The following is a 24,661-nucleotide window of genomic DNA, read 5'->3' on the forward strand; positions in this document are numbered from 1 at the left end:
AGCCTTACGAGCTTGCTCGTTAGGCGACGTTGGAGAGGGCGCAGCGTCTAGCCGCTTACCCCTCACCGAGTTCCACTAGCCAGCAAGCTGGCAAGTTCCACTTGTCCTCTCCCGCAAGGGGAGAGGAGAAATCACTTTCCAATCTGCTCGCCCGACGCCCAGCAGGCATGGGTGCCGCTGGAAATCCGGTGCGGCAGGAGGATTGTGCAGACCGGTCCTGTCGACAGGTCTTTCGCATCCAGAATGATACATTCCGACCGGTCCTGCGCCATGTCGGTGATAAAGCTGATCAGATAGCCGTCATCCTCTGACCGGGCATTGGCGCGGGGGATGAAGGGCGCTTCGGAGCCGAAGCGCTGCTCGCCGAAGGAGACATGCTCGGTCTCGCCGGTCTCCAGATCATGCTTGGTCAGGCCATTGAACAGGAACCAGCCCGGCTCGCCGGTCACGCTATAGACATAGCGATAGGGCCGGCCGGCATATTGTGGATTGAACATACCGAATTCGACCGGATAATCGTCGAACAGGGTCTCTTCGTTGGTCTCGCCGGTCTTCCGGTTGAACCGCCAGCGGTGAAGCTCGGGCTTGAAGCTGTGCAGGTCGAGGCTTGCCCCCATGCTTTCATAGCCGGACGGAAAATCGGTCAGCGGTGGCGGCACCGGGTCGTTCTGGAAATAGCCGTCGAGCACGACGTCATCGCCCTCCTCGAAGGCATTGGCCCAGTGCAGCACATAGGTGGGCCTTGCCTCGAACCACTGGATATCTTCGGGTTGCCCCATCCGCGGAAGGATGCCGAAGCGCGTCGGCATGTCCGGGTGGTAAGCGGGGATCCGCAGCTTGCGCTCGAACAATTCCTCTTTCCAGAACAGCGGGCAGTCGTTGAAGATCGCGAAATTTTCGGTGAACGCCATATCGTGCGGCAAGCGCGGGCCGGGCAGATCGATCGGCACGAGATGCTTCAGCTTATTGTCGGGACCGACCACGCCATATTGCAGATGTGGCTTCTCGATCGCATAGTTGAAGAACAACAGCTCCCCGGTCGCCTCGTCGACCTTGCAATGGGCCGAAATGCCATGCGCCGGAACCCAGTCGGCGGGTCCGAGCGTTGCCAGCGTTTCCGGATCGAGCCGATAGCCTTCGCCGCACAGGTAGAAGGTTGAGAGGATTGCCCCGGCGTGGACGACGACATCGGTCGAGCTGCTGTCCTTGACGCTGCCGTGCGCAGTCATGCCCGGCTGTAGCGCGTCCTGCGGATTGCCCATCAGCCCCGGCCAAAGCGGCCCGCCGGCCTTCTGTTCTGCCTCGAATCCCTTGGTGCGAACAAAGCGATTGCGATAGATCGCCTTGCCATCCTTGATCCGGACGGTGTGGATCATGCCGTCGCCGTCGAAGGGATGATAGCGGCCCAGGCTGCCGTGCACCGGATTTTCTGTGTTGCGGACATACAGGCCGTCGATATCGGCCGGGATGGTGCCGATCACTTCCAGATCGTCAGTATCGAGCTCCTCGAACACCGGCGTCCAGGCACCATTGCGATAGGGGTGGTCATTCGGTTCCAGCGTCGCCTTCACCTGATTGACCGGCGTGCCCATCAGTCGCGCAGCAATTCGTTGATCCCGGTTTTCGACCGGGTTTGTGCATCGACTGTCTTGACAATCACCGCGCAATAGAGACTCGGACCGGGTATGCCGTCTATATTCACCTTCGGCGGCATGGTGCCGGGAACCACGACCGCATAAGGCGGTACTTCGCCGATCCACACCTTGCCGGTGACCCGGTCGACAATCTTGGTCGAGGCACCGAGATAAACACCCATGGAGAGGACAGCACCTTCGCCGACACGGACGCCCTCGGCGACTTCAGCGCGGGCACCAATGAAAGCACCGTCTTCGATGATCACCGGACCAGCCTGCAATGGCTCAAGCACGCCGCCAATACCGGCGCCGCCCGAAATATGGACATTCTTGCCGATCTGCGCGCAGCTGCCGACCGTTGCCCAGCCGTCAACCATTGTGCCCTCATCGACATAGGCACCGATATTGACGAAGCTTGGCATCAGCACGACGCCTTTGCCGATAAACGCGCCCTGCCGGACAATCGAGCCCGGGACCGACCGGAATCCGGCTTCGCGAAAGCGGTTCTCGCCCCAGCCGGCAAATTTGCTGGGGACCTTGTCCCAGTGATTGGCGCCACCGGGGCCTTCGATCAGATGATTGTCGTTGAGCCGGAAGGACAGCAACACAGCTTTCTTGAGCCACTGGTTGACGACCCATTTGCCATCCTTTTTCTCGGCAACCCGGGCGGTGCCGTTGTCGAGCATCGCCAGCGCCTGGTTGACCGCATCGCGCTCAACTCCCTGCGTTGTCAAGCTGAGGGATTCACGCTTGTCCCAAACGGCGTCGATTACGGTCTCTAGTGCTGCGGTCATGTGGCTTGTTCTTCCTTGGCGCTGTGGAGGCTGGTGACCCAGCTTTCCAGATCAGTGATTTCATAGTCAATATAAGCGGGATCATGTTCGCGGCCAGCCCATTCTGCACCGGTGTTGATCCACACGGTGGTCATGCCCAAATCTTTTGCCGGCAGCAAATTGCGCGCCATGTCCTCGACAAACAGGGCACGGGTCGGATCGATTCCGGTTGCGGCGATCATGCTTGCATAAGCGGCTGGCTGCGGCTTGGGGACAAGGCCGGTATCCAAAATATCGTGCATCTGGTGAAACAGGCCATCCAGGCCCCGTTTTTCCAGTACGCGTTCAGCGTAAGGGCGATCGGCATTGGTGAAAACGAGTTTTTCGCCGGGCAGCGCTTCAATGGCAGCTCGAACCAGCGGTGCAGGATCGAGCCGGTCCATATCGATATCATGGACATAATCGAGAAAATCGGACGGATCAGTGCCATGATGATGCATCAGTCCGGCCAGTGTGGTTCCGTGATCGTGGAAAAAGCCTTTCTGGATTTTCCGCGCTTCGACCAGATCGCAATCCAGAGCCTGGGCAATATATTCGCCCATTTTGATATCGATCAGCGCGAAAAGATTGCACTCCGACGGATAGAGCACATTGTCGAGATCGAAGATCCAGTGATCGATATGGGAAAGCTCAGGTGACATGAAGCAATCGCCTAAAGACCGTTCCTGATAATCACAAGCTACAATATAGGCTAGGCCCGCGCGGTCGCATCCTCGACATTGGCGCTATTATGCCGCAGCGCTTTGAGCACTGTGTCGACAATGCCATCCGCATCCAGTCCCGCTTCGGCATATTGCAGCTCCGGCTTGTCCTGATCCTGAAAGACATCCGGCAGGCGCATTGTGCGGATTTTCAGGCCGGCATCGGTCAGGCCATTGTCGGACGCATAGGTCAGTACATGCGCGCCAAGGCCGCCCACTGCTGCTTCCTCGATTGTTACCGCCACTTCGTGCGTTGTCAGCAGCTTGCGGATCATTTCTTCATCGAGCGGTTTGGCGAAGCGCAGGTCCGCAACCGTCGTGCTGAGGCCTTTCGCCTCCAGCCGTTCAGCCGCCTTTTTTGCTTCTTCAAGGCGCGCACCAAGCGACAGAATCGCGACCTTGGTACCCTGTTTGATGATGCGGCCCTTGCCGATCTCGAGCCGCTCCAGCTTTTCCGGGATCGGAACGCCATTGCCATTGCCGCGCGGGTAACGAAAGGCGATCGGGCCGCTGTCGTGCAGGGCCGCAGTATAGGTCATGTGCGCCAGTTCCGCCTCGTCTGCGGCAGCCATCACCACCATATTGGGCAGGGTTGCGAGATAGGTGACATCGAAGGAGCCGGCGTGGGTGCTACCGTCAGCGCCCACCAGCCCGGCGCGGTCAATCGCAAAGCGCACCGGCAAATTCTGGATCGCCACGTCGTGCACCACCTGATCATAGGCGCGTTGCAGGAAAGTCGAATAGATGGCGCAGAAAGGTCGCATGCCCTGTGCGGCCAAGCCGGCGGCAAAGGTGACGCCATGCTGTTCAGCTATACCGACATCGAAAGCCTTGTCGGGATGGGCCTTGGCAAATTTGTCGACGCCGGTGCCGCTCGGCATCGCTGCTGTGATGGCACAGATGCGCGGGTCGTCATCAGCCAGCTTGGCCAAGGTTTCGCCAAAGACATTCTGATAGGCAGGCGGTCCGCCGCCCGGCCCCTTGTCCTGTTTGCCGGAGACCACATCAAACTTTGCCACGCCATGATATTTGTCGGCAGCTTCCTCGGCAAATTTATAGCCCTTGCCCTTTTCGGTGACGACGTGAATCAGGCACGGGCCTTCGGCAGCATCGCGGACATTTTCGAGCACGGGAATCAGGTGCTCCAGATTATGGCCGTCGATTGGCCCCACATAATAAAAGCCAAGTTCCTCAAACAGGGTGCCACCCATCGTCATGCCGCGGGCATATTCGTCGGTCTTCCGCGCGGCGTCATAGATCGCCTTGGGCAGTTTGCTGGCGATCCGTCGCGCTAACTGCCGAACGCCCAGAAATTCTCGGGAAGAGACGATGCGAGCAAGATAGGCCGAAAGCCCGCCAACCGGCGGTGCAATCGACATGTCATTGTCGTTGAGAATCACCACCAGCCGGTTTCCGGCCGCCTCGGCGTTGTTCATCGCTTCATAGGCCATGCCGGCGCTCATCGCGCCGTCGCCGATCACGGCGATGCCGCGGCCAGGTTTGTCATTCAATTTGTTGGCAATCGCAAAGCCGAGGGCCGCGCTGATCGAGGTCGAGCTATGCGCCGCGCCAAAGGGGTCATATTCACTTTCCGACCGCTTGGTAAAACCGGACAGGCCGCCGCCTTGTCGCAGGGTACGAATCCGGTCTCTGCGACCGGTGATGATCTTGTGCGGGTAGCATTGATGGCCAACGTCCCAGATAAGCCGGTCTTCGGGTGTATTGAAGACATAGTGGATGGCGGTCGTCAGCTCTACGACACCCAGGCCAGCGCCCAGATGGCCGCCGGTCGTGGACACGGTGTCAATCACTTCGGCGCGGAGTTCGTCGGCAAACTGGCGGAGTTGCTCCGGCTTCAATTTCCGCAAATCGGCTGGCAAGGACACATCATCCAGCAATGGTGTATTCGAAACCGGCATATTCACTCCCCGTTTGATTCCTGCTGTAACGGCATCTTGCTTCTCTGTCGAATTATCAGCGGGCTGGTCGCTGTCATTGGTGGACAGACGAGCTGGTTCAATTGCATTTTTGGCAAATGCCGCGCACCTCTATCACCGGGCGGATCGATTCGAAGCCCTCGGCGCTCGCGACTTTATGTACTTGTTGAGACAGGGAGTCGTCGTCAACGTGGGTTGCCTCGCCGCACGTGTCACAAACCAGAAAAATACAGTCATGCTCGCAGCCGGGATGGCTGTTGGCCAAATAGGCATTGGCGCTTTCGACCCGCATCGCGAGGTTGTTTGCCACAAACAGGTCCAGGATCCGGTAAACGCTGTTCGGGGCCACGCGTTTGCCGCGCGCTGCGGACACCAGCTCGGCAATATCATAAGCGGAAGCGGGGCGAGAGAATCCAGCTAGCGTGTCAAAGATCGCCGCTCTGGTATCGGTCCACTTCTCGCCGGATTTTTCCAGATTTGCTCTCGCCGCTTCGGCTAAAGAATCGCCATGATGCTCGTGATGATTATGTTGTCCCATCGGGACAATTTAGGGATGTTTCGCCGCAAGGGCAATGGGGGTGCAATCAATGGGTGGCGCGGTAGTTCAAATCGTGCGCGAGGGCGAGCAAGCCGACGCCGATCATCGTATATAATATTTCCTGTCCGCTATGGCCCGCATCATGACCGAGCGTGATCGCCCCCATCATCATTCCCAGCCCAAGGCTGCCGATTGCGACCGGCATGATATAGCCGTGATCCAGCACGCCGCGACCAAGGGTGAACAAGCCCAAGGCAATCGCGATCCCCAGACCAATTTCGTGGATAAGCGGATCCAGCAACATGCCGCCAGCCGAAGACAGAATAGCAACAAGGGCGATGGTCGAAACACAATGTACCAGACACAGCCCGGACATGAGCACCGCCATTCGGTCCCACAAGCCATCTCTGACCAGAAGGCCATCTTTGTTCCACAAATTCGTTGTCGTAAACACGACTCACTGTCTCTCTTTTCGCTGCGTGCGCAGGATATAGGAAAAAGGGTGTTAAGATACAACATATCATTTGCGGAATTTCCGATCCTTTCCCTTGTTTCCTGTTGTCAGACCATCAATTTGATCCCACATAGCGGCCAATGACCGAAGCGATCGCCTTGAACCAGCCAACGGGGGGGGCAAAGTCCCGCCCGATAGCCATAGCCAATTGGCTTTATTCTGTTGCCTTTCTGGTGTTCATCATGGTGGTAGTAGGCGGCATCACCCGGTTGACCGAATCGGGCTTGTCGATCACTGAATGGAAACCGATCACCGGCGCATTGCCGCCGTTGAGCGAAGCCGACTGGTTGTCGGAATTCAGAAAATATCAGCAGATACCGGAATATCTGGAAATCAGCGGCCCGGCCGGGATGACGCTGGCAGATTTCAAGTTCATCTATTTCTGGGAATGGGTTCACCGTTTGCTCGGACGGCTGATTGGCGTAGCCTTTGCGCTGCCGCTGCTGTGGTTCGCGATCAAAAGAGCGATCCCGTCAGGTTATGGGTGGCGACTGGTTGCGTTATTGGCGCTTGGCGGTCTGCAAGGAACGATTGGCTGGTGGATGGTCAGCTCTGGCCTCAGCGAACGCACCGATGTCAGCCATTTCCGGCTTGCCGTCCATTTGCTGACTGCGCTGTTCATTCTCGGCGGCCTGGTGTGGACGGCGCTGGACCTGCGGCAACTGGCGCGCGGTATCCAAAGGCCCGCGCGTATGACGGCATTGGGCGCGGCGGTTTTGGGGGTTCTTTTTATCCAGCTTTTATTTGGTGCCTATACAGCGGGTCTGAACGCAGGATATGTTTCCAATACCTGGCCACTGATGAACGACCATTTTATTCCGGGAGGGATCAACTGGGTCTCAGGTATCTGGGCCGCCCTGAACAATGACCCGTATCTGATCCATTTCGTTCACCGCTGGTGGGCATGGGTAGTGGTAGGATTCCTGCTTGTTCTTGCGCGCCAGGTCCGGTCACTGGATCGCCGAAGTTCGGTCGCAATTCATATCGCTTTCGGAAGCCAGATACTACTCGGTATCGCGACGGTCGTGACCGGGATCGATATTCATCTTGCAGTATTACATCAGGCCGTAGGAGCTCTGGTGGTCGCGTCGACCGTTTGGGGCGTGCATTTGCTGGGCCGTAGAGCGCTCTGACGGCGCCGCTTTAGCCTATGGGTAAGCGCTCAGAATTCCGCGCTCCTGAAATGCTAGACAATAGTGCCCGCTGACCTCGAAAAATCGCTTTAGGTATCATTATACCCTCCAGCTAAGCCCCGCTTTCGCTTGACTTGCGGCAATAACAACGCCAATAGCGCCTCCGTCGGCCGGACTCCTGCGAATCAGGAGCGTTCGGCTTTTGTTATTTTTGAATCTCATTCTCCAAGAAGGAGCCACCCCATGAAGGGTATCAGCAAACAGACGCAGTCGGCCAAGCCTGCTGAAGTCGAAAAGAAATGGCATATTATTGATGCCGAAGATCTGGTCGTTGGCCGGGTCGCCTCGATTATTGCCAATATTCTGCGCGGCAAGCACAAACCAAGCTATACCCCGCATGTGGACTGCGGCGATCATGTCATCGTGATCAATGCCGAGAAGGTGAAGTTCACCGGCAACAAGACCAAGCAGAAAACTTACTACAAGCACTCCGGCCATCCCGGCGGCATCAGCGGCACCACCGCAGAGAAGGTTCTGGAAGGTCGCTTTCCAGAGCGTGTTATGGAAAAGGCTGTCGAGCGGATGATTCCAAAGGGTCCGCTGGGCTTTGCCCAGATGCGTGCTCTGCATGTTTTTACTGGCACCGAGCATCCTTATGCTGGCCAGAACCCAGTGGCGCTCGACGTCGCTTCGATGAACCGTAAGAACAAGGTGGGTGCATAATGTCTGACGTAAAAACTGATCTCGCTGATCTGAAAGATATCGCTGGAGCGGCTGTCGCGGATGCGCCAGCCCCTGCTGAAGGTGATGCTGCTTCCGAAGGCGCTGAGCCGCCCGTGTCCACCATGCCTTTGCGCGAGCAGGAACTGGACAAATTTGGCCGGGCTTATGCCACCGGTCGCCGGAAAGACGCGGTTGCCCGTGTCTGGCTGAAGCCAGGCAAAGGCAAGATTACGATCAATGGCCGCGATCAGGAAACCTATTTTGCTCGCCCGACCCTGCGTCTCGTGCTCAATCAGGTTTTTGCGATTACCGAACGCGAAGGTCAGTATGACGTCGACGTGACTGTTAAAGGCGGCGGTCTCTCGGGCCAGGCTGGCGCGGTCAAACACGGCATTTCGCAGGCTCTCACCAAATATGAACCGAAGCTTCGTGCTACGGTCAAGGCAGCTGGCTTCCTGACCCGTGACAGCCGTAAGGTTGAGCGTAAGAAATATGGTAAGGCGAAAGCGCGTAAGAGCTTCCAGTTCTCGAAGCGTTAAGCGACCCCACCACAACGAAATATCAAAAAGGCGGCCTGCGGGTCGCCTTTTTTATGGCTGTCGGTGTTTAAAAGATCGGGGCGTTTGGTTTTGGGCGTTGCGGTTCCCTGATCACGGCCCGGCTGGAAACAAAGAGGATCATCGTCGTCAAGATCGCCGAGATCAGCATCACCCATGATGCCCCGATCGTGCCGAATTCCGGCAAAAAAACTGCCAGCAGCAGGCCAAGCGCGACCAGCCCGGCCAGACGAGCGACAAGCGCACTCCGTGCTCGTCCTGCGGCCTGAAGCAGGGGTTCGAGGCCGAGTCCGCTCAGACTGATAATGGTCGCAGCGCCGAGCAGCAGCAATATCGGGTAAGCCGCGACATATTCTGGCCCGGAAATCATGGCGATGATATGTTTGCCCAACAGCAGCAAGCAGATAAACAGGATCCCGCCGCTGATCGCGGATACCCGCAGTGATCGCCAGAACAAGGCGCGGGATTTCCGCGACTGGCCGATTGCGAACAACCGGGAGAGCTCGGCGAACAACGGGCGGGCAAAAACCTCTGCGAGCCGGTTGAGACTATTAGCAAGCTGATCGGCCAGCCGGAACAGTCCGGCCGCAGCCGGACCTACAAAGAAGCCGACGATAACAACCACCAGTCGTTCCCGGATCACGCTGACCAGATAGGCGAGGTTGGTGAACAATAGAAAGGCGATAAATTCTTTTCGGCTTGGTGGAGCGACCGCAGCAGCCGGTCGATCTTCCACCGGGTCATTTGCCTCATGACGCCGCCACACCATCAACCACATGACGACAAAACTGACGAACTCGGAAAGCCCCCAGACAATCAGAAATCCGGTCATCGACGGTGCGGTTGCCAACAGCACCAGCGCTCCGGCGAAGCGCACGATCGGAATGATCGCATCGCCAAATGCATTGCCGCTAAAGCGATCCTGAGCGCGCAATATTCCGGTCGGGGTTGATCGAACAGACAGGAACACGATCAGGCCATAGCCCATGATGGCCTGCTCGACCGCCGGGTTCCAGCCGAATTGTGCGGCACCATAGGGAAGCATCAGCCACAGGACCCCGCAAGCGGCGAGCCCGCCGATAAACTCGATCCAGAAATTCTGGGCCGACAATTTTCGAAAAGCCTGGTGCTGACCAGCCAGCAAATAGGGCACTCCATATTGCACAACCGCCTGCCAGGTCTGAAGTTTCAGTACTGCGGTCAGCACCTGAATCGCGCCCACGATGACCATGAACTCACCAAAACCGGCGACGCCTAACGTCCGGGTCAATATTGCGAGATAGAAAATGCTGAGGACCGCACCGACGCCCTTGGCGGAAAATAACCAACTGCTGTTGCGGAACACGCGGACCAGCGAATCTTCGCTGCTGGACCATCTGGAGAGCATGTTTCGCGACACAGGTTTCAACTTTTCCAAAAGGGGTTCCAGCGGTTGAGCCTGTCTTTATCGTAAAATTCATTTATTTCCATATTTCTATCATTGCATCTGTCTTGAAAAAGTAATCTTCTCTCCCCACAAAAGCGGAATGAGCACTCGATTTGACGTGATTTTGCTTGCCGCCCAACGAGCAGGTGTAACCAATCCGCTCGCTGAGGCCCATGGTGTAAGCCATAAATGCCTGATTCCAGTCGCGGATCAGATGCTGATTGCCCGCACGTTAGCGTCTGTCTCCTCGCACCCGGGCTGCCGGGCCATATATGTCTTGATTGAGCCCGATGGCGAGCGGGCTGTTCGCCCGGTTGCGGAAGCTTTTGCACGATCCGACATGCCGATCCACTTCGTCGCATCAGACAGCAACATCGCTGCCAGTGTGTTGCTAGGATGTGAAAAGGGTAACGCACCATTTGTGATCACTACGGCTGATAATGTGTTGATTAAACACGACAGCATTGATCGGGTTATGGCCGCAATAGACGCGGGTGCAGATGCTGTCGCCGCCTTGGCCAACAAACATGATATTCGCAGCGTTCATCCGGCGGCCCAGCGCTTCTTCTACGAGTTTCGCGACAACGGCTATGCAAATTGCAACCTCTATGGCGTCGCTGACAAACAGGCGCTCAGTGCAGTGGAAATATTTCGCGAAGGCGGCCAGTTCATGAAGCACCCACGGCGCCTGGTGAACGCCTTTGGCTTGTTCAACATCCTGTTGATGCGCTTTGGTTGGGTTACGATCGACAACGCCTTTGAGAGAATGTCAAAACGCTTCGGTATTAAAATCCGCCGGGTACCGTTGACCGACGGGACGCAGGCTATCGATGTTGACAACGAGCGAACTTACAGGATCGTCGAAGCCATTCTTGAAAACCGTGTGCACGACCTGGAAATCTGACAGCTATATGTCAGATTCTTGAATCATAGTCCCCAGTCTACTTAAGAGAATCACTATGCCTTCAACGTCTCCTCCCATCCAGCCGCTGACGATACCCGATGAAGCCAAGGAGCGGCTGAAATTTCTATATCTGGCGAAGCATGCACATTGGGGGGGAGGCATGCATCCGGAGGATGGCAATCATGCCATTTACCATCACGAGGTTCGAATGAGCCTGGAGAGCCTTGGCATCAATCTGAAGGTTGCCGACGCATATGACGTACTATTCACACATCCAGGCGTGGACTTTGTTTTTCCGCTGCTAAATCGCGGCGGCTTTGTGAACAGCGAAATGATGATTCCGCTTTTGTGCAACATGCACCGGATAGCCTATGTCGGGGCCATGCCGTTCATTCGCGGATTGGGCGATGACAAGTCGGCTTCCAAACTTGTGGCGGCCCATGCGGGTGTTCCGACGGCACCCTGGTTTTGCTACCGGCGGGGTGCACCAGTGGATGAAGCTGACTGCCCAAAAGCTGAGCGCTGGGTAATCAAGCCGAATGCCAGTTCGGCGAGCTGGGCGATTTCCGATGCATTTGATTGGGCGGGTGTCGCCAATGCCGTTGCCGGAATCCATGGCCAGGGTCATGATGCGATCGTCGAGCCCTATCTTGATGGATATGATGTACAGGCAGCTTTCATCAGTTCGGGGGGCCCGAAAGCGCTGCCCATGCTGATTTATGAACGCGAAGATACACAGAAGCTGTGGACCTATTACGAAAAGCGCGATTTGGTGCCGAACACAGAGAAGGCAACGCTGAAACGCTTAGACGATCCGGAATTTGCTCCCAAAGTCCAAGAGATGGCCAATAAAATTGCCCGTGAATTTGAGCCGTTCGATTATGGGCGTATCGAATTTCGGCTGGACAAGAAGACCGGCGACATCAATTTTATCGAGATCAACCTGAACTGCAATCTATGGTCCGAGAAGGTGGTTGCGAAATCGGCGGCAGCTGCAGGTTTCAGTCATGCACAGCTGCTGGAAACCATCATTGCGGAAGGATTGAAGCGCAACGGGTTGATTTCCTGACGGTCTGCAAATTCGAACTTTTGGGGTGGATTGTCGGGCTGCTGCTGCTAGCAGGAGACCATGAACCACGATAATCGCAGCGCCGACATCACCAGTTTCGTCACCCATCTGGAATGTTCCAGGACAGGAGAAATTCTGCCCGCCGACACTGTTCAAAACCTGTCGCCTGCGGGGGCACCTATATTGGTGCGATATGATTTGGCGGCTGTTGCTGAAACCCTGACCAAGGAAAAGCTGGCCGCCCGGCCAGCTGACCTTTGGCGCTACCGCGAGATGCTGCCGGTTGCAAATTCGATCAATATTGTCTCACTCGGCGAAGAGATGACGCCGCTGATTGCTCTGGACAATTCTCTCGGCTCACAAGTTATCGTCAAGGACGAGGGGCGGTTGCCAACCGGCTCATTCAAGGCACGCGGACTGGTGATGGCGGTTTCCATGGCCAAGGAATTGGGACTGAAACGGCTGGCCATGCCGACCAATGGTAATGCTGGTGCGGCCATGGCCGCCTATGCAAGGCGCGCCGGAATGGAAGCCTATGTTTTCTGTCCCGACGATACACCTGAAGTGAATGTCCGGGAGATTGCGCTGCAGGGCGGCAAAGTCTGGCGGGTGAACGGCCTGATCAATGATTGCGGCAAGATTGTCGCCGACGGCGAGGCGGAAATGGGATGGTTCAATCTTTCGACGCTGAAAGAACCCTACCGGATCGAGGGCAAGAAGACGATGGGTCTCGAACTCGCCGAGCAGCTGGGATGGGAAATGCCCGATGTGATTTTCTATCCTACGGGCGGTGGTACTGGCCTGATTGGGATGTGGAAGGCATTCGACGAGCTTCAGGAAATCGGTTTCATTGACTCGAAGCGGCCGCGGATGGTGGCCGTGCAGGCCACCGGCTGCGCGCCGATTGTCGACGCCTGGAAAAAGGGCCTGGATCACGCACCCCTTTGGGAAAACGCCCATACCGTCGCTGCCGGGATTCGCGTGCCAGTGGCGATCGGCGATTTTCTGATATTGCAGGCGGTCCGCGCTTCGGGAGGCTTTGCGATCGCGGTTGAGGATGAAGCTATCATCGCGGCACAGCAGCAGATTGGGCAGCAGGACGGGCTGCTGCTCTGTCCGGAAGGTGCGGCGACCGCCGCGGCCTATCTAAAGGCGCTGGAGGACGGGCTGATCAGCAAGACCGACCGGGCGGTGCTGTTCAATTGCGGTAACGGCCTCAAATATCCCATGCCCGCAGCTGATGCCGCGCTGGATCGCCATAAACCGATCGACTGGGGCGCCATTGCGAGCGCCTGAGCGTCTGGCTAGGACTCCCCCGATATGAAATGGTTTGCCATAATCGCCGTGCTGATACTGACACTGGGCGGTTTTGCTTGGTGGTTTTTCTCCCAGCCGGGACCGAAGCAGCTCGATATGGTCAATAATGTCGTTCCCGGTGACAGCAATGCCAAGCTGCTGGTGCAGGATCAGATCTATGACGAGTCTCTCGGGTTAGGGCTCAACATATGGGCACCCGATGGTGCGCAGACTGAATCACTTCCGGTTGTCGTTTTTATCTATGGCGGCGGTTGGCGCGACGGGGACAAGGATCAATATGCATTTGTCGGTCGGGCGCTGGCCAATCGCGGCTTTCTCGTCGTGTTGCCCAATTACCGCCTCTACCCGAAAACGCGATTTCCCGGCTTCCTTGAAGACAGCGCCAAGGCGTTGGCCTGGGTGGATGATAATATCGCCAAATTTGGCGGGGACACGAGCCGCATTTTCCTGTCTGGCCAATCCGCCGGGGCGTATAACGTGATGATGCTCGCTCTCGATCCACAATGGCTGGGGCGCGAAGGCAAGTCGCCGGACCTCATCCGAGGCGTGGCAGCGCTGGCCGGGCCTTATGATTTCTATCCGTTCGATTCCGAAACGACCAAGCAGAGCTTTGGCGATTATCCCGCACCCGAAATGACTCAGCCGGTCAATTTCGTAAGGGCTGACGCGCCACCGTTGTGGCTTTCCAGCGGCACTGATGACACTCAGGTCAAGCCACGCAACAGCAAGACTTTGCGCGATAAAATCATCGCGGCGGGCGGCCATGCGGAATATGTGGAATATCCTGGCGTTGATCATCTGGAAATCATGATGGCCGTGGCCAAGCCGTTTCGCTACAAGGCGCCGGTGCTGGATGATATGGTCGCCTTTTTCCAGCGCTACGAGTGATTGCTGGATCGGAAAGTAGCAACTGCGTTTTTTGCAGCGCAAAACGGTTGAGATGCCGACGCTTCTTGGTTATGCCGATCCGCAGAACAAGGGAATCCGATAGACATGGCTACTTTCACGCTGCCCAAGAATAGCAAGATACGTAAAACGGGCGAGTTGCATCAAGCTCTCACCGATGGGAAAAAACGGCCGTTTAAAGTCTATCGTTACGATCCCGACAAAGGCGAGAATCCGCATTATGATACGTTCGAAGTCGATACGGACGAATGCGGGCCAATGGTGCTCGATGCCCTGATCAAGATGAAGTCTGAGCAGGATGCAACGCTGACCTTTCGCCGGTCCTGCCGCGAAGGTATTTGCGGATCCTGCGCGATGAACATCAACGGCAAGAACGGTCTCGCCTGCACCACCGCGATCGAAGACTGCGGCAGCAAGGTAACGATCACGCCATTGCCGCACATGGAGGTCATCAAAGATCTGGTTCCGGACTTCACCCATTTCTACGCGCAATATGCTTCGATCCAGCCTTGGCTGAAAACGGTTACGCCGACGCCATCGGGCAAAGAGCGACTGCAGTCGCCGGAAGATCGCAACAAGCTGGATGGTCTCTATGAATGCATATTGTGCGCATGCTGCCAGACCAGTTGCCCGAGCTACTGGTGGAACAGCGACAAGTTCCTTGGCCCGGCAATCCTGTTGCAGGCCTATCGCTGGCTCGCCGACAGCCGTGATGAGATGACCGGGGAGCGACTGGACGATCTCGAAGATCCGTTCCGTCTTTATCGCTGCCATACGATCATGAACTGCGCCAACGCCTGCCCCAAGGGCCTGTCCCCTGCCAAGGCGATTGCCGAGATCAAGAAGATGACCGCATCCCGCGAAATCTGACCACCGGCAACCATTGATGGCCGAGCCCGAGCGCAATTTCGTCATAAGCGAGCCCGACCCGGATTTTCCCGGATGGTATAGCTGGAAGCTGACTGACCCAGACTGTTACAATAGTTTTCTTGGCCGGATGATTGTCCGGCGCGGGGGTGACGGGCTGGGCGACAATATTGCCAGGGTTCGCATGTTTCCGGAACGCAAGCATCGGAACCTGGGCGACGTTGTTCATGGCGGTACGATGATGGGTTTTATCGACTGTTCGCTCTTTGCTGCCATGCGCGTGCTCGATTTGGGTCCGTCCGGCTTTGCGGTGACGATGGAGCTGCAGACTCATTTTATCGGTGGTGCCCGGCTTGACGAACCGCTTGAGGCTCAGGTCGAAATTGCGCGGGAAACCGGTCGCTTTCTGTTCATGCGCGGACTGGTGGTGCAGGGCGAGACGGGACAGGATAATATGGCCTCTTTCACCGCCATTGTGAAAAAGGCCCCGAACCAGAAAACCGATCTGCAATGAGTGAATTTTATCAGCGCTATCAGGCGTTGATTGCGCAGGGTGAACTCAAGCCCGATGCCGATCAGGATGCTTGCGCGAAGCGGCTCGCCAGATTGCAACAGGAACTGGAGGCGGTGCCGGAGCGGGGCAGTATTCTGTGGCGGGTTTTTGGCAAGAAGCCGGCGGTACCCGAAGGCATCTATATGTGGGGCGGCGTCGGGCGCGGCAAGTCGATGCTGATGGATTTATTCTACAACAATCTCGATATCCGCGGCAAAAAACGGGCGCATTTTCACGAGTTCATGATCGACGTTCACGCCCGGCTCAATGTCGAGCGCAAGAAGGAGGAGGGTGATCCGGTGATCCCGGTAGCCAAGGCATTGGCCAGCGAGGCGCGTTTTCTGGCTTTTGACGAAATGGTGGTGAACAACAGCGCCGATGCGATGATCATGTCGCGGCTGTTCACCGGGCTGGTCGAAGAAGGCGTAACGATCGTCACCACTTCCAACCGTCCGCCTGACGACCTGTACAAGGACGGTTTGAACCGTGAGCATTTTCTGCCCTTTATCGAATTGCTGAAGACGCGGTTGGAAGTGATATCGCTCAATGGCCCAACCGACTATCGGCGAGAGCGGCTCGGCGATGTCGATCTCTGGCATGTTCCCAACGGGGAAGCGGCAACGAAGGCGTTGAGCGAGGCTTTCTTCCGTCTGACTGACTATCCACCGGAGGACCGGGATCATGTGCCGTCGGCAGAGATAGAGGTGCAGGGCGGCCGTATGCTGACCGTACCAAAATCACTGAAAGGCGTAGGAGTGTTTTCGTTCAAGCGCCTTTGCGCGGAAGCCCGAGGCGCACAGGATTATCTGGCGATAGCACGGCATTATCACAGCGTGATCATCGTCGGGATCCCGTTGCTTTCCAAAGAGAATCGAAACGAGGCGGCGCGGTTTGTTACGCTGATTGATACGCTATACGAATATAAGGTGAAATTGCTCGCTGCTGCGGACGCGGAGCCGGATGCGTTATATCCGGAAGGCGACGGCTCGTTCGAGTTCGAACGCACGGCATCGCGGCTCATCGAAATGCAATCGGAAGAATATCTGGCAATGGGCCACGGCGCGTCGGACGATCCGGCCGGATAGGTCTCAAAAGGTCAACGGGCTCGCAGCCATTGCCAACGGCCGCGCTTGAGCGCCTGACTGAGCACGCGTGGTGTGACCGGCGAGAGGGCGTGCTGCCGTTGACTTTCCGCGGCGCCGATTGAGCCGCAATTTTTACAACAAGCTCAAACTGTCGAGATCCAGTGCCATTTGCGCGGGGCGCTCCGCCATGGCCGCGAACATCCGGTCGCCCCGTTCTGTCTGCTCGACGTGTAACGACGCGTTGATCGCCATGATGAAACCGGAAAAGGCGTGGCGGCGATATTCGCGCCAGAAACTATCGTAGTCTGGCGCATTGGACCGAGCGACAAGATAGGCTTCGACCAGCCGTTTCTCATGCTGGCGCCGATCCTCGGGATCAGCGAAGCTCGTGCCGATCATGTACGCCACATCATTGGCCGGATTGCCCAGCGAACAGGTCTGCCAGTCAACCAGTGCGGCAACCCGACCGTCAGCGTGGAACAGGATATTGTCGAGCCGCATGTCACCATGAGTGATCGCCAGCTCGCCCGGCTCGCTTTCTATATATCGGGTGAGCCGATCGATCAGCTCCTGCCCGAGGTCGAGAATGTCGGATGATAGCAGGCCATTGAATCGCTCGCGGAAAAGCGGATAGCCTTTGGGCAGGGTGGTTTTCATGAACTCACTGTTGCTATTGCTATGGTGCAGCCAGTGCAGGCTATCAACGCCGCCAGCTGGCTGAAAACTGTGCAAAGCTGCGGCTTCGGCAAGCGTGGTTTTGACCTGGACAAGCGAAGCGCCGGCCAACTGGTCCCCCTGTGCTGCAGGCGTCATGTCTTCGAGCAGAAGCACGAATTCCTGTTCATTATCTGCGATGTCGGCGTGATAGGGCTGGGGGCAATGTACTTCGCAATGGCCGGCAACATCACGGTACCAGCCCACTTCCATATCGTAGAGATGAAAAATCGCTGCCGCGCCCCGGCTGACCGGGTCAGCGCTTGGGCATTTGGCGATGAATGTTGCCGGATGGCCCTCGTCCCCCCATTGGCAGGAGAAACGGTAACTGTCGCAGACCTGTCCCGTGCCGACCGGCGCGTGGTTTAACGATTGCAGTGCCCCTTCTGGAGCACCAAAAACCCGCTCGATGAATGCGGTCTCGAATTCTTCGGGACGCACCGGAAACCGGGCGCTCATGGTGCTGGGTCCATCAGCCCGGTAATGCCACTGGTGGCGTGCGGACCGATAAACAATTGCTCGACGACGCCGATGCCATGATGATCCGCGCCATCCACCGTTAGCACGGTATCGCTCAGTGCCTGGATGTGAATGGTCGTCATGTCGATGGCCGGATCGGGGGCGAGCGGGATCACATCATAGCCGAGCTCGAGATCACCGTGATCCATGCCGTGCCCCCAAGTTGGATGGAGGTAGCCGAGGCCGGACATGTAGAAAGTTCGCGCCTGATCCCCTGTGCGGGGGGTGATGCTGAGCTGGCCGTCGCCGGTGTCGAGCCTGACCTGCTTGATGCGGCGGGAACCGCTGTGATAGCTTAGGTCGATGGCTTCGGGTTCGAACTCGGTAGCGCTGCCGGTGATCGAATCGACGACACCGCGCCGGTTCCAGGCCACGCCGTCGCCATCGTCATTGCTGTGGAAAAAGCAGGCGTGATGATCGAAGTTGAGTGGTGTCCAGAGCCACCAGAATTGCGGGAAGGCGCCGGCTGGCGGCGGCTGCGATTCGGCTGCGCCGACCTGCCTTATACCCCAGCTGCGGTCGCGGGTGCCGCGGCAGTTGGCGATATCGATATCCTGACCGTCGACGGTAATGGTGCCGGACCAGTCGCCATTCTGCGTCATTCTGGTATAATCCATCATCAGGCGCGGGCCTTCGCGGCGGATGAAGCGGGGTTCCTCGATCGGGTGATGGCGGGCGGTGAATTGGATATCTGCGGTGATCGGGCTGTCATTGCCGACGACCGTCAGGCGCAGTTTCTCTAGCGGTTCGACAATGGTGACGGTGATCGGGCCGACGGTCAGGTCAAGCCGTTCGCTGCCCATCCGTTTCGAGGCGCGCAGATTGTGCTGCTTGCCGTCAACTGAAACGCAAAAGGCGGCGTCCATGATGTCGAGCTGGGGATAGAGGCCGAGGGCGGCGGCGAAGAAGATGCTGCCGTCTGCGGAATAGCCGTTGAAGAAATAGCGATCGTAGAAATTGCGGTTCCCGCCGGATAGCGCCATTGGTTCCGGCGTCTGGTGCAGCGGATAATCGTCGCCCTTGGTCAGCATGCAGGTATCCTCTTCTAATTGCGCATCTTTTGGCGCATTCCTTAACCATCATGGCGAGCGAACGGGGGTTTGGGAAGCGGGAATATGGAAGAAATGGAAGCATGTTTTGGCTTTGTCGCTTTTGCAGAGCGCTTTTGCCGCTTTCGGGCGGCTTTCCCCGTTGCGGGGTCCTGAAACAAGTTCAGGATGACGAGGGAAACGTTCAGGATGACGAAGCAGAGGCTCAGCATGGCGAAAGTGTTAGGCCATTATTGCTACTGCGAACCAATTGCGAAGATAGCTTCCAAATTGATGCGATCTGCGGTTGAATTTGTCAAAATAGGGGCCTAATCCGGCAACTAATATCTATTTTCGACTCTATTCTTAGGAGAATTTCTTAACATGGCCCGTAACAAGATTGCGCTGATCGGCGCAGGCATGATCGGCGGCACGCTCGCCCACCTCGCAGCTTCCAAAGAAATGGGCGACGTTGTCCTGTTTGATATTGCCGAGGGCATGCCGGCGGGCAAGGCGCTCGATCTGAGCCAGGCCGCTCCGGTCGACGGGTTTGACTCCAATCTTAAGGGCACCAGCGACTATGCCGATATTGCCGGCGCGGATGTGATCATCGTGACCGCAGGCGTGCCGCGCAAGCCCGGCATGAGCCGCGACGACCTGCTCGGTATCAATCTGAAAGTGATGAAGGCGGTTGGCGAGGGCATCAAGGCCAACGCACCCGACGCCTTTGTTATCTGCATCACCAACCCATTGGATGCAATGGTCTGGGCACTGCGCGAATTCTCGGGTCTGCCACATAACAAGGTCGTCGGCATGGCCGGTGTGCTCGACAGCGCCCGCTTCCGCCACTTCCTCGCCGAGGAGTTCAATGTGTCGGTCGAAGATGTCACTGCCTTCGTTCTCGGCGGCCACGGCGACACGATGGTTCCGGTTCCGGCTTACTCGACGGTTGCCGGTATCCCGATCCCCGATCTGATCAAGATGGGCTGGACCACGCAGGAAAATATCGATGCGATCGTCAAGCGGACCCGCGGCGGCGGCGGCGAAATCGTTGCTCTGCTGGGCAACGGCTCGGCTTATTATGCCCCGGCAACCAGCGCGATCATGATGGCGGAAAGCTATCTCAAGGATAAACGCCGGGTGCTGCCGGCTGCGGCCCATCTTACCGGCCAATATGGCGTCGACGATCTCTACGTTGGCGTACCGTGCATCATCGGCAAGGACGGCGTCGAGAAGGTCATCGAAATCGAGCTGAGCGAAGAAGCCCAGGGCAATTTCAATGTATCGGTCGATGCGGTCAAGGAGCTGCTGGAAGCTTGTAAGGGGCTCGATAGCTCGCTGGCATAAGCAATATGGTCCGGTGCATGCCGGGATTTCATGCGATAACCCAGCGCTCCGGGAGCAGGTTTCCGATTTCGCTGGAATGACGAGGAAATAGAATGAGCATTTTAATCGACAAGAACACCAAGGTCATCACCCAGGGCATGACCGGCAACACCGGCACGTTCCACACGGAACAGGCTTTGGCTTATGGCACGCAGATGGTTGCGGGCGTGACGCCGGGCAAGGGTGGCACCACCCATATCGGACTGCCGAACTACAACACCGTGGCGGAAGCCAAGGACGCGACCGGCGCGACTGCCAGCGTTGTGTATGTTCCACCGCCATTTGCAGCGGATTCGATCCTCGAGGCGATCGACGCCGAGATCGAACTGATTGTTGCGATTACCGAAGGCGTTCCGGTGCTCGACATGGTTCGCGTGAAGCGCGCGCTGCAGGGCAGCAAGTCGCGCCTGATCGGCCCCAACTGCCCTGGTGTGCTGACTCCCGACGAATGCAAGATCGGCATCATGCCGGGCAGCATCTTCAAAAAGGGTTCGGTCGGCGTGGTCTCGCGCTCCGGCACGCTGACCTATGAAGCGGTGCACCAGACGACGGCGGTTGGCCTCGGCCAGACCACGGCAGTCGGCATCGGCGGTGATCCGGTCAACGGCACCAACTTCATCGACGTGCTCGAGCTGTTCCTGGCCGACGACGAAACCAAGTCGATCATCATGATCGGTGAAATCGGCGGCAGTGCCGAAGAAGAAGCGGCGCAGTTCATTGCCGACGAAGCCAAGAAGGGCCGTTCGAAACCGATGGTCGGCTTTATCGCCGGTCTGACAGCCCCTCCGGGACGCCGCATGGGCCATGCCGGTGCGATTGTTTCCGGCGGCCAGGGCGGCGCAGAAGACAAGATCGCGGCGATGGAAGCGGCCGGTATCCGCGTGTCGCCTTCGCCGAGCGAGCTGGGTATCACGCTGGATGCGATGTTGAAGGAGAGGGTTTGAGTTCGGCGGACAAGTCTAAGCATATTGTTCCCTGCCGCCGGGCAGGGCCCAGACGATCGTGCACTACAGTTCTGGGCCCCGCCCTTCGGCGGAGAACGAAATAATGAAAGCCGGTTTCGTCTATATCATGGCAAGTGGACGAAACGGCACCATCTATATCGGATCGACAAGCAATCTGCCCAAACGGGTTTATGAACATCGCGAAGGATTGATCGACGGGTTCACCAGGAAATACGGATGCAAATTACTGGTCTGGTATGAAAGTTACGACGACATTCAGGAAGCAAGGGCTACCGAATTGCGGATGAAGAACTGGAACCGGCAATGGAAGCTCAAGCGGATCGAACGGATGAATCCTGATTGGCGGGATTTGTGGGGCGAGATTGTGAAGTGAATGCCAATGATTTGCTGTTTCCCTCAGCAGAGCGGGATTCAGACGATCGGGCAGGACAGTTCTGGACCCCGCCCTTCGGCGGGGCACGAGGTAGTAATTATGGGTTTTGAGAATCAGGATTTTATCGGCTCGGAGCCGGAGCAGGGCCCAAGCTGGCAGCGCAAGCATTGGCCGATTGATGATGCCGATGAGCTGAACAGCGCGCTTGATCCGACACGGATGGGGATCGAGATCAAGGCTGCGACCGAGAAGGCCGGCGGCACCATGTCCGAGGACGAAGTCGCCAAGGCGGCGGAGAAATCGATCCGGGCGATGATGCTGATCCGCACCTATCGGGTGCGTGGGCATCTGGGTGCCCATCTCGACCCTCTGGGGATTTCCAAACTGGAAGAACCTGCTGACCTGACGCCCGAATTTCATGGCTTCACCGCCGACGAAATGGACAAGCCGATCTATCTCGGCGGCGTGCTTGGCTTTGAAACGGCGTCCATCCGCGAGATCGAAGCGGTGCTGCGGGCCAATTATTGCGGTCCGGTCGGTCTGGAATATATGCATATTTCCGATACCGAGGAACGGCGCTTTCTGCAGGACCGGATGGAAGGCAAGGATGCCGCCATCCAGTTTACCCCGGAAGGCAAGAAGGCGATCCTCAACAAGGTGATCGAAGGCGAGGAATATGAAAATTTCCTCGGCAAGAAATATGTCGGGACCAAGCGTTTCGGTCTCGACGGCGGCGAATCGATGCTGCCGGCGCTGGAAAACATCATCAAATATGGCGGTCAGTCCGGGGTTCGCGACATCGTCTATGGCATGGCGCATCGCGGTCGGCTGAACATTCTCGCCAATGTGATGGCCAAGCCTTACAGGGTTATATTCCACGAATTCCACGGCGGATCGGCCAATCCCGATGATGTCGGCGGCTCGGGCGATGTGAAATATCATCTCGGCACCAGCACTGATCGGGAATTTGACGGGATCAATGTCCATATGAGCCTGGTGCCCAATCCGTCGCATCTCGAAGCGGTGGATCCGGTCGTGCTTGGCAAGGTCCGCGCCCAGCAAGTGGCACGCGATGATCTGAAAAAGCATGATCAGGTGCTGCCGGTGCTGATCCACGGTGATGCCGCTTTTGCCGGGCAGGGAATCGTCTGGGAATGCCTCGGCTTTTCCGGCATCCGCGGCTACAATACCGGTGGCTGTATTCACTTTGTGATCAACAACCAGATCGGCTTTACGACCAGCCCGCAATTCGCGCGCTCTTCCCCTTATCCGTCCGACGTTGCCAAGGGCGTGCAGGCGCCGATTTTTCACGTCAATGGTGATGATCCGGAAGCGGTGACTTTTGCCTGCAAGATCGCGATGGAATTCCGCCAGCGCTTTGGCCGGGATATCGTCATCGACATGTGGTGCTATCGCCGCTTCGGTCATAATGAAGGCGACGAACCAAGCTTCACCCAGCCGATCATGTACGCCGCGATCAAGAAACATCCCAAGGTCAGCAAGCTTTATGAAGCCCGCCTGGTCGAGGAAGGCGTCATTGATGCGAAATGGGGGGATGCGACCCGCAAGGCTTTTGCCGAGCATCTCGAAACCGAATTTCAGGCAGCCGCCGATTACAAGGCCGACAAGGCCGACTGGTTTGGTGGCCGCTGGCAGGGGCTGCATATCCCGGCCGATCCGGAAAGTGCCCGGCGCAATGTCGAAACCGCGATCGATCCGAAACTGTTCGACAGTCTCGGCCGGACGCTGACCACGGTTCCGGAAGGGCTCAAGATCCACAAAACACTGGGCCGGGTTCTCGAAGCCAAGGCGCAAATGTTCAAGAGCGGCGAGAATTTTGACTGGGCGACCGGTGAAGCGCTGGCTTACGGATCGCTGGTTTCGGAAGGCTATAATGTCCGCCTCTCCGGTCAGGACAGCGGCCGCGGCACCTTTTCCCAGCGGCACGCGGTATGGGTCGATCAGGAAACCGAAGACAAATATGTGCCGCTGAGCACGGTGCGCCATGGCCGGTTCGAAGTGCTCGACAGTCCGCTCTCCGAATATGGGGTGCTCGGCTTTGAATATGGCTATGCCGGGGCCGATCCGAAAACCCTGGTGTTGTGGGAAGCACAATTTGGCGATTTCGCCAATGGCGCGCAGATCATGATCGATCAGTTCGTCGCTTCTGGCGAGGCCAAATGGCTCCGCGCCAATGGTCTGGTGATGCTGTTGCCGCACGGCTATGAAGGTCAGGGGCCGGAGCATAGTTCGGCGCGGCTGGAACGGTTCCTGCAGCTGTGCGCGCAGGACAATATCCAGGTCGCCAATATCACCACGCCGGCCAATTATTTCCACGTCTTGCGCCGCCAGATGCTGCGTTCCTTCCGCAAGCCGCTGATCATCATGACGCCGAAGTCGCTGCTGCGGCACAAGATGGCGGTATCGAAAGCCGAGGATTTCCAGGGTGATCAGCATTTCATGCGGATATTGTCGGATACCAATCCGCCGGCTGACAAGGATGTGAAGCGGCTTGTGCTCTGTTCCGGCAAAGTGGCCTATGACCTGATCGAGGCGCGCGATGCCGCCGGAGACAAGAATACCGCGATTGTCCGGATCGAGCAGCTCTATCCGTTCCCCGGCGAACCTTTGGTGGTGCGTCTCAAGCGGATGACCAATCTCGAGACTGTGGTCTGGGCCCAGGAAGAGCCGAAGAATAACGGCAGCTGGCAGTTTGTCCGGCCCTATCTGGAGGAATGTCTGGAACAGGCGGACGTTGGTCCGACCGGACCGGTCTATGCCGGTCGCGCCGCTTCGGCTTCTCCCGCAACCGGGCTGGCGTCGCGGCACAAGGAGCAGCAGGCACAGCTGGTCGCAGAGGCATTGGGGCATGAAGCAGCTTGAGGAAGAAAGGCTGTGCTCCGCACTTGATGCGGAGCACAGCGGGACGGAAAGTGACATACGAACCAGGTTCCGCATCAAGTGCGGAACACGGAAGTT

At 57.4% G+C, this 24,661-nt stretch carries 23 protein-coding genes; 14 read left to right on the plus strand and 9 right to left on the minus strand.

Annotated features, from left to right (window positions below; translation table 11 throughout):
- Positions 1-131 precede the first annotated feature (131 nt).
- The 6 genes from ACN0WW_RS11480 to ACN0WW_RS11505 all read right to left on the minus strand — a co-directional run bounded on the left by ACN0WW_RS11480 (position 132) and on the right by ACN0WW_RS11505 (position 6,097).
- The gene (locus ACN0WW_RS11480) at positions 132-1,592 is read right to left on the minus strand and encodes a carotenoid oxygenase family protein (RefSeq protein WP_417612543.1); all 1,461 of its coding nucleotides are present in this window, start codon (positions 1,590-1,592) and stop codon (positions 132-134) included.
- Entirely contained in the window at positions 1,592-2,428 is an 837-nt protein-coding gene (gene dapD / locus ACN0WW_RS11485; RefSeq protein ID WP_417612545.1) for a 2,3,4,5-tetrahydropyridine-2,6-dicarboxylate N-succinyltransferase, read from the minus strand. The genes ACN0WW_RS11480 and dapD overlap by 1 nt, the downstream gene beginning before the upstream one ends.
- Positions 2,425-3,108, minus strand: coding sequence for a pyrimidine 5'-nucleotidase (locus ACN0WW_RS11490; RefSeq protein WP_417612547.1), 684 nt, complete (start codon positions 3,106-3,108; stop codon positions 2,425-2,427). Before ACN0WW_RS11490 ends, dapD begins: the two co-directional genes overlap by 4 nt.
- 50 nt (positions 3,109-3,158) lie before the next feature.
- Positions 3,159-5,087, minus strand: a complete 1,929-nt coding sequence (gene dxs / locus ACN0WW_RS11495; protein ID WP_417612549.1) for a 1-deoxy-D-xylulose-5-phosphate synthase — start codon at positions 5,085-5,087, stop codon at positions 3,159-3,161.
- Positions 5,088-5,184: 97 nt separating this feature from the next.
- On the minus strand, positions 5,185-5,643 hold the full coding sequence (locus ACN0WW_RS11500) for a Fur family transcriptional regulator (protein ID WP_417612551.1): 459 nt from the start codon (positions 5,641-5,643) through the stop codon (positions 5,185-5,187).
- A 46-nt stretch (positions 5,644-5,689) separates the two neighbouring features.
- Entirely contained in the window at positions 5,690-6,097 is a 408-nt protein-coding gene (locus ACN0WW_RS11505; RefSeq protein ID WP_417612553.1) for a MerC domain-containing protein, read from the minus strand.
- 140 nt (positions 6,098-6,237) lie between these two features.
- Here ACN0WW_RS11505 and ACN0WW_RS11510 point away from each other — a divergent pair, with 140 nt between their 5' ends.
- From ACN0WW_RS11510 to rpsI, 3 genes are all read left to right on the plus strand, one after another.
- Positions 6,238-7,290, plus strand: a complete 1,053-nt coding sequence (locus ACN0WW_RS11510; protein WP_417612555.1) for a COX15/CtaA family protein — start codon at positions 6,238-6,240, stop codon at positions 7,288-7,290.
- Between the two features lie 243 nt (positions 7,291-7,533).
- Positions 7,534-8,013 (plus strand): 50S ribosomal protein L13, encoded by a 480-nt coding sequence (gene rplM / locus ACN0WW_RS11515; RefSeq protein ID WP_417612557.1) that lies wholly within the window; start codon positions 7,534-7,536, stop codon positions 8,011-8,013.
- Entirely contained in the window at positions 8,013-8,552 is a 540-nt protein-coding gene (gene rpsI, locus ACN0WW_RS11520) for a 30S ribosomal protein S9 (protein WP_417612559.1), read from the plus strand. Before rplM ends, rpsI begins: the two co-directional genes overlap by 1 nt.
- Positions 8,553-8,619: 67 nt before the next feature.
- On the opposite strand, the gene ACN0WW_RS11525 is transcribed toward rpsI, so the two are convergent.
- A complete protein-coding gene (locus tag ACN0WW_RS11525) occupies positions 8,620-9,987 on the minus strand; it encodes a lipopolysaccharide biosynthesis protein (RefSeq protein WP_417612561.1) in 1,368 nt (455 codons plus the stop codon).
- Between the two features lie 109 nt (positions 9,988-10,096).
- Between ACN0WW_RS11525 and ACN0WW_RS11530 the strand changes: the two genes are divergently transcribed.
- From ACN0WW_RS11530 to zapE, 7 genes are all read left to right on the plus strand, one after another.
- A complete protein-coding gene (locus ACN0WW_RS11530; RefSeq protein ID WP_417612563.1) occupies positions 10,097-10,900 on the plus strand; it encodes an NTP transferase domain-containing protein in 804 nt (267 codons plus the stop codon).
- Between the two features lie 55 nt (positions 10,901-10,955).
- On the plus strand, positions 10,956-11,969 hold the full coding sequence (locus tag ACN0WW_RS11535; RefSeq protein ID WP_417612565.1) for a phosphoribosylglycinamide synthetase: 1,014 nt from the start codon (positions 10,956-10,958) through the stop codon (positions 11,967-11,969).
- Between the two features lie 60 nt (positions 11,970-12,029).
- Positions 12,030-13,265 carry a threonine synthase gene (locus ACN0WW_RS11540; RefSeq protein ID WP_417612567.1) on the plus strand — a complete coding sequence of 412 codons (1,236 nt, stop codon included), beginning with the start codon at positions 12,030-12,032 and terminating at the stop codon, positions 13,263-13,265.
- Positions 13,266-13,289: 24 nt separating this feature from the next.
- On the plus strand, positions 13,290-14,174 hold the full coding sequence (locus ACN0WW_RS11545; RefSeq protein ID WP_417612569.1) for an alpha/beta hydrolase: 885 nt from the start codon (positions 13,290-13,292) through the stop codon (positions 14,172-14,174).
- 105 nt (positions 14,175-14,279) lie between these two features.
- A complete protein-coding gene (locus tag ACN0WW_RS11550) occupies positions 14,280-15,062 on the plus strand; it encodes a succinate dehydrogenase iron-sulfur subunit (protein WP_417612571.1) in 783 nt (260 codons plus the stop codon).
- Positions 15,063-15,078: 16 nt separating this feature from the next.
- Entirely contained in the window at positions 15,079-15,573 is a 495-nt protein-coding gene (locus ACN0WW_RS11555) for a PaaI family thioesterase (RefSeq protein WP_417612573.1), read from the plus strand.
- Entirely contained in the window at positions 15,570-16,697 is a 1,128-nt protein-coding gene (gene zapE / locus ACN0WW_RS11560; RefSeq protein ID WP_417612575.1) for a cell division protein ZapE, read from the plus strand. Before ACN0WW_RS11555 ends, zapE begins: the two co-directional genes overlap by 4 nt.
- 132 nt (positions 16,698-16,829) lie before the next feature.
- On the opposite strand, the gene ACN0WW_RS11565 is transcribed toward zapE, so the two are convergent.
- Together ACN0WW_RS11565 and ACN0WW_RS11570 are read right to left on the minus strand one after the other, a co-directional pair.
- Positions 16,830-17,870 (minus strand): phosphotransferase family protein, encoded by a 1,041-nt coding sequence (locus ACN0WW_RS11565; protein ID WP_417612577.1) that lies wholly within the window; start codon positions 17,868-17,870, stop codon positions 16,830-16,832.
- The gene (locus tag ACN0WW_RS11570) at positions 17,867-18,961 is read right to left on the minus strand and encodes a hypothetical protein (protein ID WP_417612579.1); all 1,095 of its coding nucleotides are present in this window, start codon (positions 18,959-18,961) and stop codon (positions 17,867-17,869) included. The genes ACN0WW_RS11565 and ACN0WW_RS11570 overlap by 4 nt, the downstream gene beginning before the upstream one ends.
- A 381-nt stretch (positions 18,962-19,342) precedes the next feature.
- Between ACN0WW_RS11570 and mdh the strand changes: the two genes are divergently transcribed.
- The 4 genes from mdh (at position 19,343) to ACN0WW_RS11590 (ending at position 24,565) form a co-directional block, all read left to right on the plus strand.
- Positions 19,343-20,305 (plus strand): malate dehydrogenase, encoded by a 963-nt coding sequence (gene mdh, locus ACN0WW_RS11575; protein WP_417612581.1) that lies wholly within the window; start codon positions 19,343-19,345, stop codon positions 20,303-20,305.
- Between the two features lie 92 nt (positions 20,306-20,397).
- On the plus strand, positions 20,398-21,288 hold the full coding sequence (gene sucD / locus ACN0WW_RS11580) for a succinate--CoA ligase subunit alpha (RefSeq protein ID WP_417612583.1): 891 nt from the start codon (positions 20,398-20,400) through the stop codon (positions 21,286-21,288).
- Positions 21,289-21,391: 103 nt separating this feature from the next.
- Positions 21,392-21,682, plus strand: a complete 291-nt coding sequence (locus ACN0WW_RS11585) for a GIY-YIG nuclease family protein (RefSeq protein ID WP_417612585.1) — start codon at positions 21,392-21,394, stop codon at positions 21,680-21,682.
- Between the two features lie 99 nt (positions 21,683-21,781).
- Entirely contained in the window at positions 21,782-24,565 is a 2,784-nt protein-coding gene (locus ACN0WW_RS11590; RefSeq protein ID WP_417612587.1) for a 2-oxoglutarate dehydrogenase E1 component, read from the plus strand.
- Positions 24,566-24,661 lie beyond the last annotated feature (96 nt).

The organism is Parasphingorhabdus sp., from assembly GCF_048269865.1.
In the GTDB taxonomy this organism is placed as follows: domain Bacteria; phylum Pseudomonadota; class Alphaproteobacteria; order Sphingomonadales; family Sphingomonadaceae; genus Parasphingorhabdus.

Bases quoted from the DNA above. Each gene is read 5' to 3' on its own strand.
- ACN0WW_RS11480 (WP_417612543.1), bottom strand. From the start codon at position 1,592: ATGGGCACGCCGGTCAATCAGGTGAAGGCGACGCTGGAACCGAATGAC.
- dapD (WP_417612545.1), bottom strand. From the start codon at position 2,428: ATGACCGCAGCACTAGAGACCGTAATCGACGCCGTTTGGGACAAGCGT.
- ACN0WW_RS11490 (WP_417612547.1), bottom strand. From the start codon at position 3,108: ATGTCACCTGAGCTTTCCCATATCGATCACTGGATCTTCGATCTCGAC.
- dxs (WP_417612549.1), bottom strand. From the start codon at position 5,087: ATGCCGGTTTCGAATACACCATTGCTGGATGATGTGTCCTTGCCAGCC.
- ACN0WW_RS11500 (WP_417612551.1), bottom strand. From the start codon at position 5,643: ATGGGACAACATAATCATCACGAGCATCATGGCGATTCTTTAGCCGAA.
- ACN0WW_RS11510 (WP_417612555.1), top strand. From the start codon at position 6,238: ATGACCGAAGCGATCGCCTTGAACCAGCCAACGGGGGGGGCAAAGTCC.
- rplM (WP_417612557.1), top strand. From the start codon at position 7,534: ATGAAGGGTATCAGCAAACAGACGCAGTCGGCCAAGCCTGCTGAAGTC.
- rpsI (WP_417612559.1), top strand. From the start codon at position 8,013: ATGTCTGACGTAAAAACTGATCTCGCTGATCTGAAAGATATCGCTGGA.
- ACN0WW_RS11530 (WP_417612563.1), top strand. From the start codon at position 10,097: ATGAGCACTCGATTTGACGTGATTTTGCTTGCCGCCCAACGAGCAGGT.
- ACN0WW_RS11535 (WP_417612565.1), top strand. From the start codon at position 10,956: ATGCCTTCAACGTCTCCTCCCATCCAGCCGCTGACGATACCCGATGAA.
- ACN0WW_RS11540 (WP_417612567.1), top strand. From the start codon at position 12,030: ATGAACCACGATAATCGCAGCGCCGACATCACCAGTTTCGTCACCCAT.
- ACN0WW_RS11545 (WP_417612569.1), top strand. From the start codon at position 13,290: ATGAAATGGTTTGCCATAATCGCCGTGCTGATACTGACACTGGGCGGT.
- ACN0WW_RS11550 (WP_417612571.1), top strand. From the start codon at position 14,280: ATGGCTACTTTCACGCTGCCCAAGAATAGCAAGATACGTAAAACGGGC.
- ACN0WW_RS11555 (WP_417612573.1), top strand. From the start codon at position 15,079: ATGGCCGAGCCCGAGCGCAATTTCGTCATAAGCGAGCCCGACCCGGAT.
- zapE (WP_417612575.1), top strand. From the start codon at position 15,570: ATGAGTGAATTTTATCAGCGCTATCAGGCGTTGATTGCGCAGGGTGAA.
- ACN0WW_RS11565 (WP_417612577.1), bottom strand. From the start codon at position 17,870: ATGAGCGCCCGGTTTCCGGTGCGTCCCGAAGAATTCGAGACCGCATTC.
- ACN0WW_RS11570 (WP_417612579.1), bottom strand. From the start codon at position 18,961: ATGCTGACCAAGGGCGACGATTATCCGCTGCACCAGACGCCGGAACCA.
- mdh (WP_417612581.1), top strand. From the start codon at position 19,343: ATGGCCCGTAACAAGATTGCGCTGATCGGCGCAGGCATGATCGGCGGC.
- sucD (WP_417612583.1), top strand. From the start codon at position 20,398: ATGAGCATTTTAATCGACAAGAACACCAAGGTCATCACCCAGGGCATG.
- ACN0WW_RS11585 (WP_417612585.1), top strand. From the start codon at position 21,392: ATGAAAGCCGGTTTCGTCTATATCATGGCAAGTGGACGAAACGGCACC.
- ACN0WW_RS11590 (WP_417612587.1), top strand. From the start codon at position 21,782: ATGGGTTTTGAGAATCAGGATTTTATCGGCTCGGAGCCGGAGCAGGGC.